Consider the following 20,777-nt stretch of genomic DNA (forward strand, 5'->3'; position numbering starts at 1 on the left):
TGGCGGGACAATGACCAACGAGGACACCCTGCGCGGCTATCTCAAGCGCGTCACCGCCGATCTGCACGACGCGCGCCGGCGCCTCCGCGACATCGAGTCGAAGAACCACGAGCCCATCGCCATCGTCGCGATGGGATGCCGTTTCCCGGGCGGCGTCCGCTCGCCCGGCGAATTGTGGGACCTCGTCGCGCGGGGCGAGGAGGCCATTTCCGGTTTCCCGGAGGCACGCGGCTGGAACGCCGACGAACTCTACGACCCGGACCCGGACGTGCCGGGAAAGACCTACTGCGTCCGCGGCGGCTTCGTGCAGGACGCCGAAAGGTTCGACGCCGAGTTCTTCGGGATCAGCCCGCGGGAAGCGCTGGCGATGGACCCGCAGCAGCGGCTTCTCCTTGAGTCGTCCTGGGAGGCCCTTGAGCGCGCCGCGATCGACCCGGCCACATTGCGCGGCAGCAGGACCGGCGTCTTCACCGGAGTCGCGACGGCGGAATACGCCACCATGCGGTACGGCGGGCCGCCCGAGTCCGAGGGCTATCTGCTGACCGGAATCCTCGCCAGCGTCGCGTCCGGGCGGCTCTCCTATTCGCTCGGCCTTGAGGGCCCGGCCGTCAGCATCGACACGGCGTGCTCGTCGTCACTGGTCGCCCTGCACCTCGCCGTCCAGTCGCTGCGCAACGGTGAATGCGATCTGGCGCTCGCGTGCGGCGCGACGGTCATGACGTCGCCCGGCGTCTTCGTCGAATTCAGCCGCCAGCGGGGCCTTTCCCCGGACGGGCGCTGCAAGGCGTTCTCCGCCGCCGCCGACGGGACGGGCTGGGCCGAGGGCGCCGGTGTCCTGGTGGTCGAACGGCTGTCGGACGCCCAGGCGAACGGCCACCCGATCGTGGCCGTCGTCCGGGGTTCGGCGGTCAACCAGGATGGCGCGAGCAATGGCCTGACGGCGCCGAACGGCCCGTCACAGCAGCGGGTCATCCGGGCCGCGCTCGCCAATTCCGGTTTGAAGCCGGAGGACGTCGACGCCGTCGAAGCCCACGGCACCGGGACCACTCTCGGCGACCCGATCGAAGCGCAGGCACTACTCGCCACTTATGGGCAGGAGCGGCCTTCCGACCGGCCGCTGCGGCTGGGGTCGATCAAGTCGAACATCGGCCACACCCAGGCCGCCGCGGGCGTCGCCGGAATCATCAAAATGGTCGAAGCGATGCGCCACGGCGTCCTACCGAAAACGCTGCACGTGGACGAGCCCTCATCGCACGTCGATTGGGATTCCGGTGCTGTCAGCCTGCTCACGGAGCAGATCGCGTGGCCGGAGAGCGACCGTCCCCGGCGCTCGGCGGTCTCGTCGTTCGGGATCAGCGGGACGAACGCGCACGTCATCCTCGAACAGGCACCGGAAGCGGATCTCCCCGAGCCGGTGCGGCCGGAGCACCCGCTGCCGGTTCTCCTCTCGGCCAGGACCGAGCCCGCCTTGCAGGAGCAGGCGGCACGGTTGCGCGATTTCGTCGCTTCCGAGCCCACGGCCGAACTCACGGACATCGCCCGCACCCTGGCGACCGGGCGCGCCCGCTTCGAGCACCGCGCCGCCATCGTCGCCGCCGACCTGGCCGAGCTGCGCCAGGCCCTTGAGGGTGAGATCGTCGGTGAATCCGTCCGGCACTCGGGCAAAGTCGCGTTCCTTTACTCCGGGCAAGGCTCGCAGCACGCGGGAATGGGCCGGGAGCTGTACGAGACGTTCCCCGTATTCGCCGAGGCTCTCGACGCCGCCTGCGAGCATCTCGATCCGCGACTCAAGCGGATCATGTTCGCCGATGACCCGGAGGAACTGAACCAGACCCTCTACACCCAGCCCGCCCTCTTCGCCTACCAAACCGCGCTGCACGCGCTGCTGACCGATTGGGGAATTACCCCGCACTTCCTGGTCGGGCATTCGCTGGGCGAACTCACCGCCGCCCACACTTCCGGGACGCTGTCCCTCGCGGACGCGTCCGCGCTGGTCACCGCACGCGCCCGCGCCATGCACGACACCCCCGCCGGGGCCATGGCCGCCATCAACGCAGCACCCGACGAAATCACCCTCACCGACGGCCTCAGCATCGCCGCCATCAACACCGCGCACAGCACGGTCATCTCGGGTCCGTCCGAGGCCGTTCAGGAAATCGTCCGGCATTGGAAGGACGAAGGACGGCGCACCCGCCTGCTCACCACCAACCGCGCCTTCCACTCCTCCCTCATGGACGACGCCGTCGCGCCCCTGACCCAGGCCGCCCGCGACCTCGTCCACAACCCGGCCACGATCCCGGTCATCTCCAACCTCACCGGCCAGCCCGCCGAGCACACGCCCGAATACTGGGCCGAGCACCTCCTCGGCACGGTCAACTACCACAAGGCCGTCCAATACCTGGATGAGCAGGGCGTCACCACCTACATCGAAATAGGTCCGGACACCACGCTCACCGCCCTCACGGCGGACACCACCACCGCGACCACCATTCCGCTCCAGAATCCGAAGCAGCCGCAGACCTCGACGCTGCTCGGCAACATCACCCAGGTCCACAACACCGGAGTCCCGGTGGACTGGACCCGGATCATCCCGGCCGGACGCCACGCCGACCTGCCCACCTACCCGTTCGAGGAAGAGCCCTACTGGCTGGACGCACCCGCGACGAGTGCCGATCTGCGCACCGCCGGGCTGACGTCCACCGGACACCCGCTGCTGAGCGCGGTCGTGGAACTCCCCGACGACCAGGGGCACGTCTTCACCGGGACGCTCTCCCTCAAGTCGCAGCCGTGGCTCGCCGACCACATCGTCTACGACACCGCCGTCCTCCCCGGGACGGCCTATGTCGAGTTCGCCCTTCACGCCGCGAACCACATCGGCTACGACACGGTCGAGGAACTGACCCATCACGCCGCGCTGGGCGTCCAGGACGGCGAGGTCTTCCAGATCCGGCTGGCGATCGGCCCGGAGGACGGAAACGGCGGACGTTCCTTCACCGTCCATTCCCGTCCGGAGGACGCGGCCCGCGACACCGAATGGACGCGGCACGCCACCGGCCTGATCACCACCACGTCCCCCGAGCCCGTGGCGCTGACCGCGTGGCCGCCCGCGAACGCCGAACCGCTCGACCCCGACGAGATCTACCGGTTCCTCGGCAATCTCGGGTTCGACTACGGCCCGTCATTCCTCGGAGTGCGCGCCGCCTGGCGGCAGGACCAGGACTTCTACGCGGAAGTGGCGCTCCCCGACGACGCCCGACCGGGCGCTTTCGGCATCCATCCGGCCCTTCTGGACTGCGCGCTGCACACCTTCGTCGTCCAGGGCGCGGACCGTTTGAGCGTGCCGTTCTCGTGGAGCGGCGTGTCGCTGCACGCGCCGGGCGCCGACCGTCTCCGGGTGCGGATCGAGGTACTGGCGTCCGATTCGGTGCGGCTGGTCCTCGCCGACGGTTCCGGCGCCCCGGTCGCGACGATCCGCGGGCTCGCCGTCCGGCCCATGCCCGCCGACCGGATCGGCTCCGGCGGCGGCGACACCGTTTACCAGGTCGACTGGACGCCGATCGAAAGCGGCACCGAAACGGAATGGGCTCTCCTCGGCGAGCCGTTCCCCTCGCTGGCCGCCGCCGACGTTCCCGCCTTCGCCAACCTCGCCGCGCTGAGCGCGGCTCTCGACAACGGCGAGCGGCCCCCGTCGACCATTCTGGTGTGCCACGGCGGCGACGGGAACGGCTCCGCCGAGGCGGCCCATTCCGCCACCCGGCGGCTCCTCGGCCTCGTCCGGGAATGGCTCGCCGACGAGCGGCTCGCGGACGTCCGGCTCGCGGTCGCCACGCGCGGCGCGGTGGCCGTCCGCCCGGGCGAGCCCATCACCGACCTGGCCGCCGCGCCCGCCTGGGGCCTGATTCGCTCGGCGCAGTCGGAGCATCCCGGACGGTTCACGCTCATCGACCTCGACGACCAGGAGTCGAGCGCGGCGGCCCTCCCGGCGTCGCTCGGCGTCGGCGACGAGCGGCAACTCGTGCTGCGCGACGGCGCCCTGCACGCCTTCCGCCTCCCGCGCGCCGACGTCTGGGCGGAATCCCCCGCGAGCCCGTTCGGCCCGGACGGCACCGTCCTGATCACGGGCGGCACCGGCGGACTCGGCCGCCTCCTCGCGCGGCACCTGGTGGACGAGCACGGCGTCCGCCGCCTGCTCGTCATCAGCCGCCAGGGCCCGGACGCCGAGAACGCCGCCGAACTCCAGGAATTGCAGGCCGATGTCACCGTCGCCGCGTGCGACGCCGCCGACCGGGAGGCCCTCGCCGACCTCCTCGCGCGGCATCCGGTGAACGCGGTCGTCCACGCGGCCGGTGTCCTGGACGACGCGACCATCGCGAACCTCGAACCGGAACGGCTCGACGCCGTCCTGCGCCCGAAGGTCGACGCGGCCTGGAACCTGCACGAGCTCACCCGCGACCTGGACGCGTTCGTCCTGTTCTCGTCCGCCGCCGGAACACTCGGCAACCCCGGACAAGCCAACTACGCCGCCGCCAACACCTACCTCGACGCCCTCGCCCACCACCGCGTTCAGCAGGGTCGGCCCGCCGTGTCCCTCGCCTGGGGGCCCTGGGCGATGACCGGGATGGCCGGCGAGCTGACCGAGGCGGACGCGGCGCGGCTCGCCCGCGGCGGCGTCGCGCCGCTGTCCGCCGAGCAGGGGCTCGCGCTGTTCGACCTCGCGGTCGGCGCGGACGCGGCGGCGCTGGTCCCGGCGCGGCTGGTGCGGTCGCCGGCGCGGCGGGCGCGGCAGTCGGCCGCGGCCCGGCCGGGCGCCTCGAAGCTCGCCGGGAAGAGCCGCGCCGAGCTTGAGGCCGTCCTGCTCGACCTGGTGCGGGAGGAGGCGGCGGCGGTGCTCGGGCACGCGACGGCGGAGGCCGTCGAGGCGACGCGCCCGTTCCAGTCGCTCGGGTTCGACTCGCTCACCGCCGTCGACCTGCGCAACCACCTCAGCCGGAGCACCGGGCTGCGGCTGCCCGCCGCCACGCTGTTCGACTATCCGACGCCCGAGGCGCTCGCCGCCCACCTGGCGGGCGAGCTGTCCGCCGAGTCGGCGGAGACGGCGGCGCCCGTGGCGTCGGCGATCGTCCAGGCGACCGACGAGCCGATCGCGATCGTCGGGATGGGATGCCGCTTCCCCGGCGACGTCCGCGACCCCGAGGGACTGTGGCGGCTGGTCGCGGACGGAATCGACGCCGTGACCCAGTTCCCCACCGACCGGGGCTGGGACAAGGCCGCCCTCTACGACCCGACCCCCGGCACTCCCGGCCGCACCTACACGACGCAGGGCGGATTCTTCGACGGCGTCGACCGGTTCGACGCGGACTTCTTCGGTATCAGCCCCCGCGAGGCCCTCGCGATGGACCCGCAGCAGCGGCTCATGCTGGAGACCGCCTGGGAGGCGTTCGAGCGGGCGGGCATCGACCCGGCGACCGTGCGCGGCAGCGCGACGGGCGTGTTCGCCGGGGTCGCGACCGCCGAGTACCTGTCCCTCCAGCATCACGGGCCGGAGGAGCTCGGCGGCTACCTGCTGACCGGCAACACGGCGAGCGTCGCGTCCGGACGGATCGCCTACACCTTCGGGCTCGAGGGCCCGGCGGTCAGCGTCGACACGGCGTGCTCGTCGTCGCTGGTCGCGCTGCACCTGGCCGTCCAGTCGCTGCGCAACGGCGAATGCGACCTGGCGCTCGCCGGAGGCTCCACGATCATGGCCTCGCCGGGCATGTTCGTGGAGTTCAGCCGCCAGCGCGGCCTCGCCCCGGACGGGCGCAGCAAGTCGTTCTCCGCGTCCGCCGACGGCGTGGCGTGGGGCGAGGGCGCCGGGATGCTCCTGCTGGAACGGCTGTCGGACGCGAAGGCCAACGGGCATCCCGTCCTGGCCGTGGTGCGGGGCACGGCGATCAACCAGGACGGCGCGAGCAACGGACTCACCGCGCCTAACGGGCCGTCCCAGCAGCGGGTGATCCGGGCCGCGCTCGCCAACGCGGGGCTCACCGCCGACCAGGTCGACGCCGTCGAGGCGCACGGGACCGGGACGACGCTGGGCGACCCGATCGAGGCGCAGGCGCTCCTCGCCACCTACGGGCAGGCGCGGACGGCCGACCAGCCGCTACGGCTCGGGTCCATCAAGTCGAACATGGGGCACACGCAGGCCGCGGCGGGTGTCGCCGGGGTCATCAAGATGGTGCAGGCGATGCGGCACGGCGTCCTGCCCAAGAGCCTTCACATCGACGCCCCGTCACCGCACGTCGACTGGGAGTCCGGGGCCGTCAGCCTCCTGACCGAGGCGATCGAATGGCCCGACTACGGCCATCCGCACCGTGCCGGAGTCTCCTCGTTCGGCATCAGCGGCACCAACGCCCACGTCATCCTCGAAGAGGCGCCCGGGGCGGACGTTCCCGAGCCGGAACGGCCCGCCCATCCGGTGCCGGTGCTGCTCTCGGCGAAGACGGAAAGCGCGTTGTACGAGCAGGCCGCGCGACTGCGCGAATTCGTCGCCTCCGACCCGGCGGCCGACGTCGCGGACATCGCCCACACGCTCGCGAACGGACGCAGCCGCTTCGCCCACCGCGCCGGGATCGTCGCCGGAAGCGCCGAGGAACTCGTCCGGGGGCTGGACGACCTTCAGCCGGTCGTCAGCCGTCCTGGGAAGGTCGCGTTCCTTTACTCCGGGCAGGGCTCGCAGCACGCGGGAATGGGCCGCGAACTGTACGAGACGTTCCCGGTATTCGCCGAGGCCCTCGACGCCGCCTGCGAACACCTCGACCCGCGACTCAAGCAGATCATGTTCGCCGACGACCCCGAAGAACTGAACCAGACCCTCTACACCCAGCCCGCCCTGTTCGCCTACCAGACCGCGCTGCACGCGCTGCTAACCGATTGGGGCATCACGCCCCATTACCTGGTCGGGCATTCGCTGGGCGAGATCACCGCCGCCCACACCTCCGGGACGCTGTCCCTCGCGGACGCGGCCGCGCTGGTCACGGCCCGCGCCCGCGCCATGCACGACACCCCCGCCGGGGCCATGGCCGCCATCAACGCAGCCCCCGACGAAATCACCCTCACCGACGGCGTCAGCATCGCCGCCATCAACGCGGCACAAAGCACCGTCATCTCCGGCCCGGCAGAAGCCGTGCAAGAAATCGCCCAACACTGGAAGGACCAAGGACGGCGCACCCGCCTGCTCACCACCAACCGCGCCTTCCACTCCTCCCTTATGGACCAGGCCGTCGAGCCTCTGACCCAGGCCGCCCGCGACCTCGTCCACAACCCGGCCACGATCCCGGTCATCTCCAATCTCACCGGCCAGCCCGCCGAGCACACGCCCGAATACTGGGCCGAGCACCTCCTCGGCACGGTCGACTACCACCAAGCCGTTCAGTACCTCGACCGGCAGGGCGTCACCACGTTCATCGAAATCGGGCCCGACGCCACGCTGACGGCCCTCACCGCCGACACCGCCACCGGCGCGACCGTCGCCCTGCAGAATCCGAAACAACCGCAGAGCACGGCGCTGCTCACCGGGGTCACCGACGCGCACAACAGCGGTGTCCCCATCGACTGGCCGAAGGTCATTCCCACCGGACGCCAGGTCGAACTGCCGACCTATCCGTTCCAGCACGACCGCTACTGGACCACCAAGAGCCTCGCCGTCTCGGGCGCCGCGAGCCACGGCCTGCAAAGCACCGACCATCCGATCCTCACGGCGGTCACGGATCTGCCGGGCGACGGCGAACTCCTCCTCAGCGGACGGGTCTCGCTCGATTCCCACCCCTGGCTCGCCGACCACGCGATCCACGGCGCCGTCCTGCTGCCCGCCACGCTCTACCTCGAACTCGCGCTGCACGCCGCGAGCCATGTCGGATGCGACACGGTCGACGAGTTGACCCTGCACGCGCCCGTGATCCTGGCCGCCGGCGAGGCGGCGCAGCTCCAGGTCATCGTCGACGACGACCGGGCGATCACCATTCGGGCCCGCGCCTACGGCGATTCCGTCGAAAAGCGGGAATGGACGATCTGCGCCACCGGCAGCGTCACGGCGACGGGGATTCCCGTCCAGGCGGACCTGGCGGCCTGGCCGCCTCCCGGCGCCGCTCCGGTCGACATCGCGGACCTCTACGACCGGCTGGCCGAGCGCGGCTACGTCTACGGCCCGCTGTTCCAGGGCCTCAAGGCCGCCTGGCAGGACGGCGGCGACATCTACGCGGAGGCGGAGCTCCCGGAAGAGCCCGGCGCCGGATTCCATCTTCATCCCGCCCTCCTCGACGCCGTCCTGCACTCGACCCTCCTCTCCGGCGAGACCGGCGATCCGGGCGCGATCCGGTTGCCGTTCTCCTGGAGCGGCGTCACGTCGAGCGACACCAGGACGGGAACCCTGCGGGCCCGGCTGACCCCGACGTCCGCCGAGACGCTCGGCCTCCATCTCGCCGACTCCGCCGGGACGCCGGTCGCGACGATCGGGGCGCTGGCCACGCGTCCCGTCCGGACGGAGCAGCTCGTCAAGGCGGCACCGCCGTCCATCTACCGGATCGAGTGGACGCCGAAGCCCGTCGCCCCCGAGGACCCGACCGGTGGCTGGGCGGCACTGGGCGACCCGCCCGGCTTCTTGGCGGAAGACGAGCCCGCCTACCCGGACCTGGCCGCGCTCCGGGACGCGATCGAGTCCGGCGCGCCGACACCCGATCTGCTCTTCGTCCGCTGCGCGGCGGACGACGGCACCGACCCGGCCGCCCACGCGCACGCCCTCACCAAGGACGTCTTGGCCCTTCTCCAGGACTTCCTTCCGGACGAGCGGCTCACCGAGGTCCGCCTCGCGGTCGTCACCAACGGCTCGGTCATGGACGACCCCGACCCCGCCACGGCGGCCGTGTGGGGCCTGATCCGCTCGGCGCAGGCCGAGAACCCGGACCGCGTCGTCCTGCTCGACCTCGACCTCGACCCTGGCCTCGACGCGGACGCCGCCCGCGCGACCGTCGCGGCGGCCGTCGCGACCGACGAGCCGCAGCTCGCCGTCCGCGACGGCGGAACGCACGTCCCGCGCCTGGCCCGGGCCACCGCCGACGCACCGGCGGCCGTCCCGGCGTTCGACCCGGACGGCACGGTCCTGGTCACCGGCGGGACCGGCGCGCTCGGCGGGCTGGTCGCCGGGCACCTCGCCGCCGACCACGGCGCCCGGCGGCTGCTGCTCGTCAGCCGCCGCGGGCCGGACGCCCCGGGCGCGGCGGAGCTGGAGGCGGAGCTGACCGCGCACGGCGCGGACGTCACGATCGCGGCGTGCGACGTGTCCGACCGGCGGGCGCTCGCGGACCTCCTCGCCGAGCATCCCGTCACGGCCGTCGTCCACACGGCCGGGATCCTGGACGACGCGACCGTCACCGGCCTGACCGCCGACCGGCTCGACGCGGTGCTCCGCCCCAAGGTCGACGCGGCGTGGAACCTGCACGAGCTCACCGCCGGCCTGGACGCGTTCATCCTGTTCTCGTCCGTGGCGGGCACGCTCGGCAGTCCCGGGCAGGCCAACTACGCCGCCGCGAACGCGTTCCTCGACGCGCTCGCGCACCGCCGCCGCGCCGCCGGGCAGCCCGCGACGTCGCTGGCCTGGGGCCCGTGGGCGTCCGACGGCATGGCCGCCGGGGCCGACGCGGACACGGCGGCGCGGATGTCCCGCGACGGGATCACCCCGATCGGTTCCGAGCAGGGGCTCGCGCTCTTCGACCTGGCACGTTCGCTGGACGACGCCGTGCTCGCCCCCGTCCGGCTCGAACCGGCGGCGCTCCGCGACCTGGACGACGCGCTGCCCTCGGTGCTGCGCGGACTCGTCCGCACCGGGGCCCGGCGGCCGGGACGCGGGTCGGCCGCGCTCGTCCAGCGGCTCGCCCGGCTCGGCGACGAGGACCGGCGCGCCGCGCTCCTCGACCTGGTCAGGTCGGAGGTGGCGACGGCGCTCGGGCACAGGTCCGGCCAGGCGGTCGAGCCGGACCGGCCGTTCCAGGAGCTCGGGTTCGACTCGCTCACCGCCGTCGAGCTGCGCAACCGGCTCAAGCGGGCGAGCGGGCTCGCGCTGCCCGCCACGCTCGTCTTCGACTACCCGACGCCCGCCGCGCTCGCGGACCTGCTCGGTGAGCGCCTCCTCCAGACGAGTCCGGAGGCGGCGGCCGCGCCGGCCGTCACGCGCGCCGCCGTCGACGAGCCGATCGCGATCGTCGGGATGGCGTGCCGCTACCCCGGCGGCGTCCGCGGCCCGCGCGACCTGTGGAACCTCGTCACGTCGGGGACGGACGCCGTGTCGCCGTTCCCCACCGGGCGCGGCTGGGACGTCGCCGCGCTCTACGACCCGGACCCGGAACGTCCCGGCAAGAGCTACACCAGGCACGGCGGGTTCCTGCACGACGCCGACCACTTCGACCCGGCCTTCTTCGGGATCACCCCGCGCGAGGCCCTCGCCATCGACCCGCAGCAGCGGCTCCTCCTGGAGACGACCTGGGAGGCGCTCGAACGGGCGGGCCTCGACCCCGGCGGCCTGCGCGGCAGCCGGACCGGCGTCTTCACCGGGATCATGTACAGCGACTACGGGGGCCGCCTGGCCCGGCGGATCCCGAAGGACGTCGAGGGGTACGTCGGCACCGGCAGCTCCGGGAGCGTCGCGTCCGGACGCGTGTCCTACACGTTCGGCTTCGAGGGCCCGGCCGTCACGGTGGACACGGCGTGCTCGTCGTCGCTGGTCGCCCTGCACCTGGCCGCGCAGGCGCTCCGGAACGGCGAATGCGACCTGGCGCTCGCCGGAGGCTCCACGGTGATGGCCACGCCGAGCACGTTCGTGGAGTTCAGCCGCCAGCGCGGCCTTTCCCCGGACGGGCGCTGCAAGTCGTTCGCCGCCGCCGCCGACGGCGTCGCATGGGGCGAGGGCGCCGGAATGCTGCTCGTGGAACGGCTGTCGGACGCGCGCGCGAACGGCCATCCGATCCTGGCCGTCGTCCGCGGCTCCGCCATCAACCAGGACGGCGCGAGCAATGGCCTGACGGCGCCGAACGGCCCGTCGCAGCAGCGGGTGATCCGGGCCGCGCTCGCCAATTCCGGTCTCGCACCGGACGACATCGACGCCGTCGAAGCCCACGGCACCGGGACCACTCTCGGCGACCCGATCGAAGCGCAGGCACTACTCGCCACCTACGGGCGGGAACGGCCCGCCGACCGGCCGCTGCGGCTCGGGTCTATCAAGTCGAACATCGGCCACACCCAGGCCGCCGCGGGCGTCGCCGGAATCATCAAAATGGTCGAAGCGATGCGCCACGGCGTCCTGCCGAAAACGCTGCACGTGGACGAGCCCTCGCCGCACGTCGACTGGGAGACCGGCGCCGTCAGCCTGCTCACCGAACAGATCGACTGGCCGGAGAGCGACCGTCCCCGGCGCTCGGCGGTCTCGTCGTTCGGGATCAGCGGGACGAACGCCCACATCATCCTCGAACAGGCTCCCGGCACGGACGCCGGAGAAACCGAGCAGCCCGGCCATCCCATGCCGGTGCTCCTGTCGGCCAAAACCGAATCCGCCCTGCGGGACCAGGCGGCACGACTCCGCGATTTCGTCGCCGCGAATACTTCGGTCGGCCTTCCCGACATCGCCCGGACGCTGGCGACCGGACGCGCCCATTTCCCGCTGCGCACGGGCATCGTCGCGAAGACCATCGACGAACTCGTCCAAGGACTGGACGACGACCTGGAACCGGTCACCGCGAACCCCGGGAAAGTCGCGTTCCTTTACTCCGGGCAAGGCTCGCAGCACGCGGGAATGGGCCGCGAACTGTACGAGACGTTCCCCGTATTCGCCGAGGCCCTAGACGCCGCCTGCGAGCATCTCGACCCGCGACTCAAGCAGATCATGTTCGCCGACGACCCCGAAGAACTGAACCAGACCCTCTACACCCAACCCGCCCTCTTCGCCTACCAGACAGCGCTGCACGCGCTGCTAACCGATTGGGGAATCACGCCCCATTACCTGGTCGGGCATTCGCTGGGCGAACTCACCGCCGCCCACACCTCCGGGACGCTCTCCCTCGCCGACGCGTCCGCGCTGGTCACCGCACGCGCCCGCGCCATGCACGACACCCCCGCCGGGGCCATGGCCGCCATCAACGCAGCACCCGACGAAATCACCCTCACCGACGGCGTCAGCATCGCCGCCGTCAACACCGCGCACAGCACGGTCATCTCGGGCCCGCGCGACGCCGTCGAAGAAGTCATCCGGCATTGGAAGGACGAAGGGCGGCGCACCCGCCTGCTCACCACCAACCGCGCTTTCCACTCCTCCCTCATGGACGAGGCCGTCGCACCCCTGACCGAGGCCGCCCGCCAAATCACCCACCACTCCGCGAACATCCCGGTCATCTCCAACCTCACCGGGGAGCCCGCCGAGCACACGCCCGAATACTGGGCCGAGCACCTCCTCGGCACGGTCAACTACCACAAGGCCGTCCAATACCTGGATGAGCAGGGCGTCACCACCTACATCGAAATAGGCCCCGACACAACGCTCACCACTCTCACCGGTGAGACGACGACGAACACGACCATCGCCCTGCAAAACCCGAAGCGGCCGCAAACTTCAACGCTGCTCAGCGAGACGATCCGGGCACACAACACCGGAGTCCCGGTCGACTGGACCCGGATCATCCCGGCCGGACGTCACGCCGATCTCCCCACCTACCCGTTCGAGGAACGGCGTTACTGGCTCGACAGCCCGGCGACGGGAATGGACCTGACCGCCGCCGGTCTCGACACGTCCGAGCACCCGTTCGTCGGAGCCGCGGCCGAACTCCCGGACGGCGGGCACCTGTTCACCGGCCGGATATCGCTCGACTCCCACCCCTGGCTGACGGACCACGCCGTCCAGGGCACGGTCCTCCTCCCCGGAACGGCCTTCCTCGAACTGGCGCTGCACGCGGCGCGGCAGACCGGCAACGACACCGTGGACGAACTGACGCTCCACGCGCCACTCGCCGTCACCGCCGACGACCCCGTCCAGCTCCGCCTTTCGCTGACGCCGCCGGAAAACGACGGCCGACGAACCATCACCATTCATTCGCGCTCCACCAGCGCCGACTGGACGCACAACGCCACCGGCGCCGTCACCGCCACCGGAGCAATTCCCGAAATCCCGGCCACCGCCTGGCCGCCCGCCGATGCCACATCCATCGACATCGATGACCTTCACGCGAAACTCGCCGCGCAGGGCCTCACCTACGGCCCGGCGTTCCACGGCCTGAAAGCGGCCTGGCAGGACGACGACGGCCGGATCTACGCCGAAGCGGAACTCCCCGAGACCACCGGAAGCGACCCGAGCGCCTACGGCCTCCACCCCGCGCTGCTCGACGCCGCGCTGCACACCCTCGCCGCCCGCCAGGGCGACGGCCCGGTCCGCCTCCCGTTCTCCTGGAGCGGCGTCACCCTGAACTTGGCCGGCGCGAAGAGCCTGCGCGTGCGGCTCGGGTTCGACCGTCCCGACGAGGTGACACTCGACCTCGCGGACGGGTCGGGCCAGCCGGTCGGCACCGTCAGGGCCCTGGCCCTGCGCGAGGTCAGCGGCGAACAGCTCGCGGCGGCCCGCACCGGCCGGGACTCCCTCTTCGGCCTCGACTGGACGCCCCTCCCCCTCGCCACCACGACGCCCGACGCCGAATACACGACCCTCACCGTCACCACCGACACGGCGGATCCGGTCGCGGCGGCCCATTCCGTCGCCGAGAACGTCCTCGCCGAAATCCAGCAGTGGCTCAGGGACGAACGCTCCTCGGACGCCCGGCTCGTCGTCGTCACGCACGGCGCGGTCGCCGTCCGGCCGGACGAGGACGTCAGCGACCTGCCCGCCGCCACGGCCTGGGGCCTGGTCCGGTCGGCGCAGACGGAGAACCCGGGCCGGATCCAGCTCGTCGACGTCGACGAGAGCGGCGCCGACGCGCTCCCCGCCGCCGTCGCCACGGGCGAGCCGCAGCTCGCGCTCCGGGACGGCGCGGCGTTCGCGCCGAGGCTCGTCCGGGCCCGGCCGCCCGCCGAGCCGTCCGCCGGGCCGCACACCCCGTTCGACCCGGACGGGACGGTCCTCATCACCGGCGGCACCGGCACCCTGGGCGTCCTGATCGCCCGGCACCTGGTCGCGAACCACGGCGCCCGGCGCCTGGTGCTCGTCAGCAGGCGGGGCCGGAACGCCGGCACGGCGGCGGAACTCGACGGCCTCGACGCCGACGTCACCGTCGCGGCCTGCGACACCGCCGACCCCGAGGCGTTCGGCCGGCTGCTCACCGAGCACGCTCCGGCGACCGTCGTCCACGCCGCCGGGATCATCGACGACGCGACCGTCGACAACCTCACCCCGCGGAAGCTCCACGGCGTCCTGCGGCCCAAGGTCGACACGGTCCGAATCCTGCACGACCACCCCCACCAGCCCGAACACCTCATCCTGTTCTCGTCGGCCGCCGCCGCCCTCGGCAATCCGGGGCAGGCGAACTACGCCGCCGCGAACACCTACCTCGACGCGCTCGCCCACCACCGCACCCGCGCCGGACTGCGGACGACCTCGCTCGCCTGGGGGCTGTGGAACACGGCCAGCGGCATCACCGGCGACCTCAGCGCGGCGGACCTCGCCCGGCTGTCCGGGACGGGCGTCGTCCCGCTCGGCGCGGACGACGCCCTCGCGCTGTTCGACCTGGCGCTCGCCGGGGACCGGCCGCTGCTCGTCCCGGTGCGGCTCGACCTCGGGACGCTGCGCTCGCACGCCGCGTCCGGGATGCTGCCCGCCGTCCTGCGCGGGCTGGTCCCGGCGCCGGTGTCGCGGGCGTCCGCGAACGGGTCCGGGACGGCGGGCACGGAGCTGCGCCGCCGCCTGTCCGGCAAGAGCGAGCCGGAGCAGATCCGGGTGCTGGTGGACGTCGTCAGGACGGCGCTCGCCGCCGTCCAGGGACGTCCGGAGGGCGAGACGATCCCAGCGGAGCGCAAGTTCCTCGACATGGGGCTCGACTCGCTCGGCGCCCTCGAACTCCGCAACCGGCTCAACGCGGCGACCGGCCTCCGGCTGCCCGCGACGCTCCTCTTCGACTACCCGAACCCGCTGGCGAGCGCCCACCACCTCCGCGCGGAGCTGGGCGTCGCCGCCGCCACCCCCGAGGACGCGGCGGACGCCGAGATCCGCCGGACCCTCGCCGCCATCCCGCTCCCGAAGCTCCGGGAGTCCGGCCTGATGGGCGCCCTGCTGCGGCTCGCCGCCGGCGACGACGACGAACCGAACGGGACCGGCGGCGACGGGACCGACGCGATCCGCACCGCGGACGTGGACGACCTCGTCCGCCTGGCCCTGGGCGACACCGAATGACCACGGATCGAGAGATGACGACGGCGCACAGAACACGGAGCTGGCGATGAGCACGTCCCCCGACGGCAAGGTCGTGGCGGCGCTGCGCGCGGCGCTGCTGGAGAACGAGCACCTGAAGGCGGAGCGGCGGCGGCTCGCCGAGGAGGCCGCCGAGCCGGTGGCGATCGTCGGGACGGCGTGCCGCTTCCCCGGCGGCGTCGCGTCCCCGGCCGGGCTGTGGCGGCTCGTCGCGGAGGGCGTGGACGCGATCTCCGAGTTCCCCACCGGACGCGGCTGGAACCTCGACACGCTGTTCGACTCCGACCCGGAGAAGCAGGGCACGAGCTACGTCCGGGAGGGCGGGTTCCTGCACCCGGCCGACCGGTTCGACGCCGACTTCTTCGGCATCAGCCCGCGCGAGGCGATGACGATCGACCCGCAGCAGCGGCTCCTCCTGGAGGTCGCGTGGGAGGCGCTGGAGGGCGCGGGCATCGTCCCAAGCGCGCTGCGCGGCAGCCGGACCGGCGTCTTCACCGGGATCATGTACGGGGACTACGGCGCGCGGCTCTACGGCCGCGTCCCGGACGGGTTCGAGGGCTACGTCGGGACGGGCAGCTCGTACAGCATCGCGTCCGGGCGGGTCGCGTACACGCTGGGCCTCGAAGGCCCGGCGGTGTCGGTGGACACGGCCTGCTCGTCGTCCCTGCTCGCGATCCACCTGGCATGCCAGTCGCTGCGCGACGGCGACTGCGAGCTGGCGATGGCGGGCGGCGTGACCGTCATGGCGACGCCGACGACGTTCGTGGAGTTCAGCCGCCAGCGTGGCCTCGCCCCGGACGGGCGGAGCAAGTCGTTCGCCAAGTCCGCGGACGGCGTCGCGTGGGGCGAGGGCGCGGGGCTCGTCCTGCTGGAGCGGTTGTCGACCGCGCGCCGCCACGGGCACCCGGTCGTCGCGGTGATCCGCGGCTCGGCGGTGAACCAGGACGGCGCGAGCAACGGCCTCACCGCGCCGAACGGGCCGTCGCAGCAGCGGGTGATCCGCGCCGCGCTCGCCAACGCCGGGCTCACACCGGACGGCGTCGACGCCGTCGAAGCGCACGGCACCGGCACGACCCTCGGGGACCCGATCGAGGCGCAGGCGCTCCTCGCGACCTACGGGCGGGAGCGTCCCGCCGACCGGCCGCTGCGGCTCGGGTCGGTCAAGTCGAACATCGGCCACACGCAGGCCGCGGCGGGCGTCGCCGGGGTCATCAAGATGGTCGAGGCGATGCGGCACGGCGTCCTGCCGAAGACGCTGCACGTGGACGAGCCGACCCCGCACGTCGACTGGACGTCCGGCGCGGTCAGCCTGCTCACCGAGGCGACCCCGTGGCCGGACGCCGACCGGCCCCGGCGGGCGGCGGTGTCGTCGTTCGGGATCAGCGGGACGAACGCGCACATCGTCCTCGAACACGTCCCCGAACACGTTCCCGACGCGGAGGAACCGGCGGAGCCCCGCCCGGCGCGGCCGACCGCGTGGCTCGTGTCCGGCCGCGACGAGACCGCGCTGCGCGCCCAGGCCGAGCGGTTGCGCGCCCGCCTGCGCGAAGAACCCGGCCTCGACCCGGCGGACGTCGGCCTCACCCTCGCCACCGCGCGGACGCACTTCGAGCGCCGCGCCGCCGTCGTCGCCGACGACCGGGACGCGCTGGAGCGCGGGCTCGCCGCGCTGATCCGGGACGAGCCCGCCGCCGGGCTGGTGCGCGAGCCGCGCAGCGGCGCGGGCGGCCGGGTCGCGTTCGTCTTCCCCGGCCAGGGCGCGCAGTGGGCGGGCATGGGCGTGGAGCTGATGGCGGAGTCCGCCGTGTTCCGCGAGCACCTGGACGCGTGCGCGGACGCGCTCGCCCCGCACGTGGACTGGTCGCTGCACGACGTCCTGCGGCAGGCGCCCGGCGCGCCGACGCTCGACCGCGTCGACGTCGTCCAGCCCGCGCTGTTCGCGCTGATGACGTCGCTGGCCCGGCTGTGGGAGTCGCTCGGCGTCCGGCCGGACGCCGTCGCCGGGCACTCGCAGGGCGAGATCGCCGCCGCGTACGTGTGCGGGGCGCTGTCCCTGGACGACGCCGCCGCCGTCGCCGCGCTGCGCAGCCGGGCGATCGCCGGGCTCGCCGGCGGGGACGGCCGGGGCACGATGGCGTCGGTCCCGCTGCCGGCGCGGGACGTCGAGAAGCGGCTGAACGGGCGGGTCAGCGTCGCCGCCGTCAACGGGCCGTCCGCGACCGTGGTGTCCGGCGACCGGGACGCGGTGCTCGACCTCGTCGAGACGTACCGGGACGAGGGCGTCCGCGCGAAGGCGATCCCGGTCGACTACGCGTCCCACTCGCACCAGATGGAGGAGATCCGCGCCGAGATCCTCGACCGGCTGGCCGGGATCGCGCCGCGCACCGCCGAGATCGCGTTCTACTCGTCGCTGACCGGCGGGCGGCTGGACGACACGGCCGCGCTCGGCACCGGGTACTGGTACGACAACCTGCGCGGGACCGTCCAGTACCAGCGGGCCGTGCAGGCGCTCCACGCGGACGGGCACCGCCTGTACGTGGAGGCGAGCCCGCACCCGATCCTCACCGGGGCGACGGCCGAGACGCTCGGCGACGAGGGCGTGGTCGTCGAGTCGCTGCGCCGCGACGACGGCGGGCCGCGCCGGTTCCTCGCGTCCCTCGCGCACGCGCACACGGGCGGCGCGGACGTCGACTGGGCGGCCTGGCACGCGGGGACGGCGGCGCGCCGCGTCCCGCTGCCCACCTACGCGTTCCAGCACCGCTCCTACTGGCTGGACGGCTCGGCCGCCGCGCGCGACGCGGCCGGGCTCGGGCTGGAGCCCGCCGGGCATCCGCTGCTCGGCGCGGTCGCGGACCTGCCGACCGGCGGGCACGTGTTCAGCGGCCGGGTCTCCGCCGACACGCTTCCGTGGGCGGGCGAGCACTCCGTGCGGGACGCCGTCGTCCTGCCGGGCGCGGCGTTCGCCGAGCTGGCCCTGCACGCCGCCGCGCACACCGGTTTCGGCGGCGTCGAGGAACTGGTGGTGCACGCGCCGCTGGTGCTGCCCGCGCGCGGCGGCGTCCGGCTCAACGTCACCGTTCGGGACGGCGCCGTCGCCATCTACGCTCGGCCGGACGACGACGGCATGGCCGCCGAATGGGTCGAGCACGCCAGCGGCACCCTCGGCACCGGGCGCGCGCTGGACGACGGTTTGGCGGAGTGGCCGCCGCAGGGCGCGGAGCCCGTCGACGTCGACGGCCTGTACGGGCGGATGCTCCGCGCGGGCCTCGCGCACGGCCCGGTCTTCCAGGGTGTGCGGGCCGCCTGGCGGCGGGACGGCGAGGTCTTCGCGGAGCTCGACCTGCCGGACGGCACCGACGTCGGCGGGTACGGCGTCCACCCGGCGCTGCTCGACGCGGTCCTCCAGCCGGTGCTGCTCGGGGACGACGGCGGGGTCCGCGCGCCGTCGCGATGGTCGCGGCTGACGCTGGCGGCGCCGGGCGCGTCCCGGCTGCGGGCCCGGCTCGTCCCCGGACCGGACGCGGTGGAGGTCACCGTCGCCGACGAGGCGGGCGCGCCGGTCGCCGCGGCGTCCGTCGAGCTGGCGCCCCTCGACACGGGACGGCTGCGCGGCGGCCGCGACCCGCTGTACCGGGTGGAATGGCAGCCGGTCACGTCGGCGGCGGCGGCCGGCGACGTCGCGTACGAGACGCTGACCGTCGACACCGGGGCCAACGATCCGGCGGCCGGGGCGCACACCGCCGTCGAGGACGTCCTCGCGCGGCTCCAGGCGCTCGACTCGCCGCTGGTCGTCGTCACGCGCGGCGCGGTCGCGGCCCGTCCCGGCGAGGACGTCCGCGACCTTCCGGCCGCCGCCGTCTGGGGCCTCGTCCGGTCGGCGCAGACCGAGAACCCGGGGCGCGTCCAGATCATCGACGTGGACGACGACTCGGCCGACGTCGCTGTGGCCGTCGCCACGGGCGAACCGCAGCTCGCGATCCGGGACGGGCTCGTCTACGCGCCGCGCCTCGTCCCGGCCGCCGACGCGGACGCGGACGGCGAGATCGCCCTCGACCCGGACGGGACCGTCCTGATCACCGGCGGCACCGGCACGCTCGGCCGCCTCGTCGCCCGGCGGCTGGTCGCCGGGCACGGCGTCCGGCGGCTGCTGCTGATCAGCCGCCGCGGCCCCGCCGCCGAGGGGCTGGACGAGCTGGACGACCTGCCCGCCGACGTGGACGTCACCGTCGCCGCGTGCGACGCCGCCGACCGCGACGCGCTCGCCGCGCTGCTCGCCGAGCATCCGGTGCGCGCGGTCGTGCACACCGCCGGCGTCCTGGACGACGCCACCGTCGGCTCGCTGACGCCCGAGCAGGTCCACCGGGTGCTGCGGCCGAAGGTCGACGCGGCGTGGAACCTGCACGAGCTGCTCCCCGACCTGGACGCCTTCGTGCTGTTCTCGTCGGCGGCGGGCGTCCTCGGGAATCCGGGGCAGGCCAACTACGCCGCCGCGAACGCGTTCCTCGACGCGCTCGCCGCGCACCGGCACGCCGCCGGGCGGCCCGCCGCCTCGCTCGCCTGGGGCCTCTGGGCGACCGCGAGCGGGATGACCGGCGGGCTCGGCGACGCGGACCTCGCCCGGCTCTCCGGCAGCGGGATCGTCCCGCTCGGCACGGAGGAGGCCCTCGGGCTGTTCGACCGGGGGCTGCGGGGCGGGCGGCCGCTGCTCGTCCCGCTGGGGCTCGACCCGTCCGCGCTGCACGAGCAGGCCGCGGACGGGCTGCTGCCGCCGGTGCTGCGCGGGCTCGTCCGGGCCCCGGCGCGGCGCGCCGACCGGTCCGGGCCGCCGCTCGCCGCGCGGCTCGCCGCACTGCCGGAGGACGAGCGCGGCCCGGTGCTGCTCGACCTCGTCCGGTCGCACGCGGCGACCGTCCTCGGGCACGCGTCCGCCGACGCGATCGCCCCGGACCGCGCGTTCAAGGACCTCGGGTTCGACTCGCTCACCGCCGTCCGGTTCCGCAACCAGGTCAACGCCGCCAGCGGCCTCCAGCTCCCGGTCACGGTCGTCTTCGACTTCCCCAGCTCGGCGGCGCTGGCCGAGCACCTCGCGGCGGAGCTGGTCCCGGCGGGCGCCGACCCGGCCGACCGGCTGATCACCGAGATCGACCGGCTCGACGGCGTCCTCCGGGACGCCGCGCCGGACGCCGGGGCCCGCACCAGGATCGCCAACCGGCTCCGCGCGCTGCTGTGGAAGGTCGGCGACGTCCCGGCGGCGGGCGGCCCCGCGCCGGGCGGCGATCTCGACACGGCGTCCGACGCCGAACTGTTCGACGTGCTCGACAACGAGCTCGGTGTGTCCCACGACTGAGATGTCCGTTTTCCAGGAGGC

The 20,777-nt window shown here is 73.6% G+C and carries 2 protein-coding genes; both read left to right on the forward strand.

Going from position 1 to position 20,777, the window contains the following annotated elements; all coding sequences use genetic code 11:
- Positions 1-10 precede the first annotated feature (10 nt).
- The gene (locus FXF68_RS02965; RefSeq protein WP_148757340.1) at positions 11-15,391 is read left to right on the forward strand and encodes a type I polyketide synthase; all 15,381 of its coding nucleotides are present in this window, start codon (positions 11-13) and stop codon (positions 15,389-15,391) included.
- 46 nt (positions 15,392-15,437) lie between these two features.
- Positions 15,438-20,756: a type I polyketide synthase gene (locus tag FXF68_RS02970; RefSeq protein WP_148757341.1), complete on the forward strand. Its 5,319-nt coding sequence runs from the start codon at positions 15,438-15,440 to the stop codon at positions 20,754-20,756.
- The last annotated feature ends 21 nt before the right edge of the window (positions 20,757-20,777 follow it).

Source organism: Actinomadura decatromicini (assembly GCF_008121305.1).
Classification (GTDB): domain Bacteria; phylum Actinomycetota; class Actinomycetes; order Streptosporangiales; family Streptosporangiaceae; genus Spirillospora; species Spirillospora syzygii.

Excerpts from the sequence above, each read along its gene's own strand:
- FXF68_RS02970 (WP_148757341.1), top strand. The coding sequence starts at position 15,438 with ATGAGCACGTCCCCCGACGGCAAGGTCGTGGCGGCGCTGCGCGCGGCG.
- FXF68_RS02965 (WP_148757340.1), top strand. The coding sequence starts at position 11 with ATGACCAACGAGGACACCCTGCGCGGCTATCTCAAGCGCGTCACCGCC.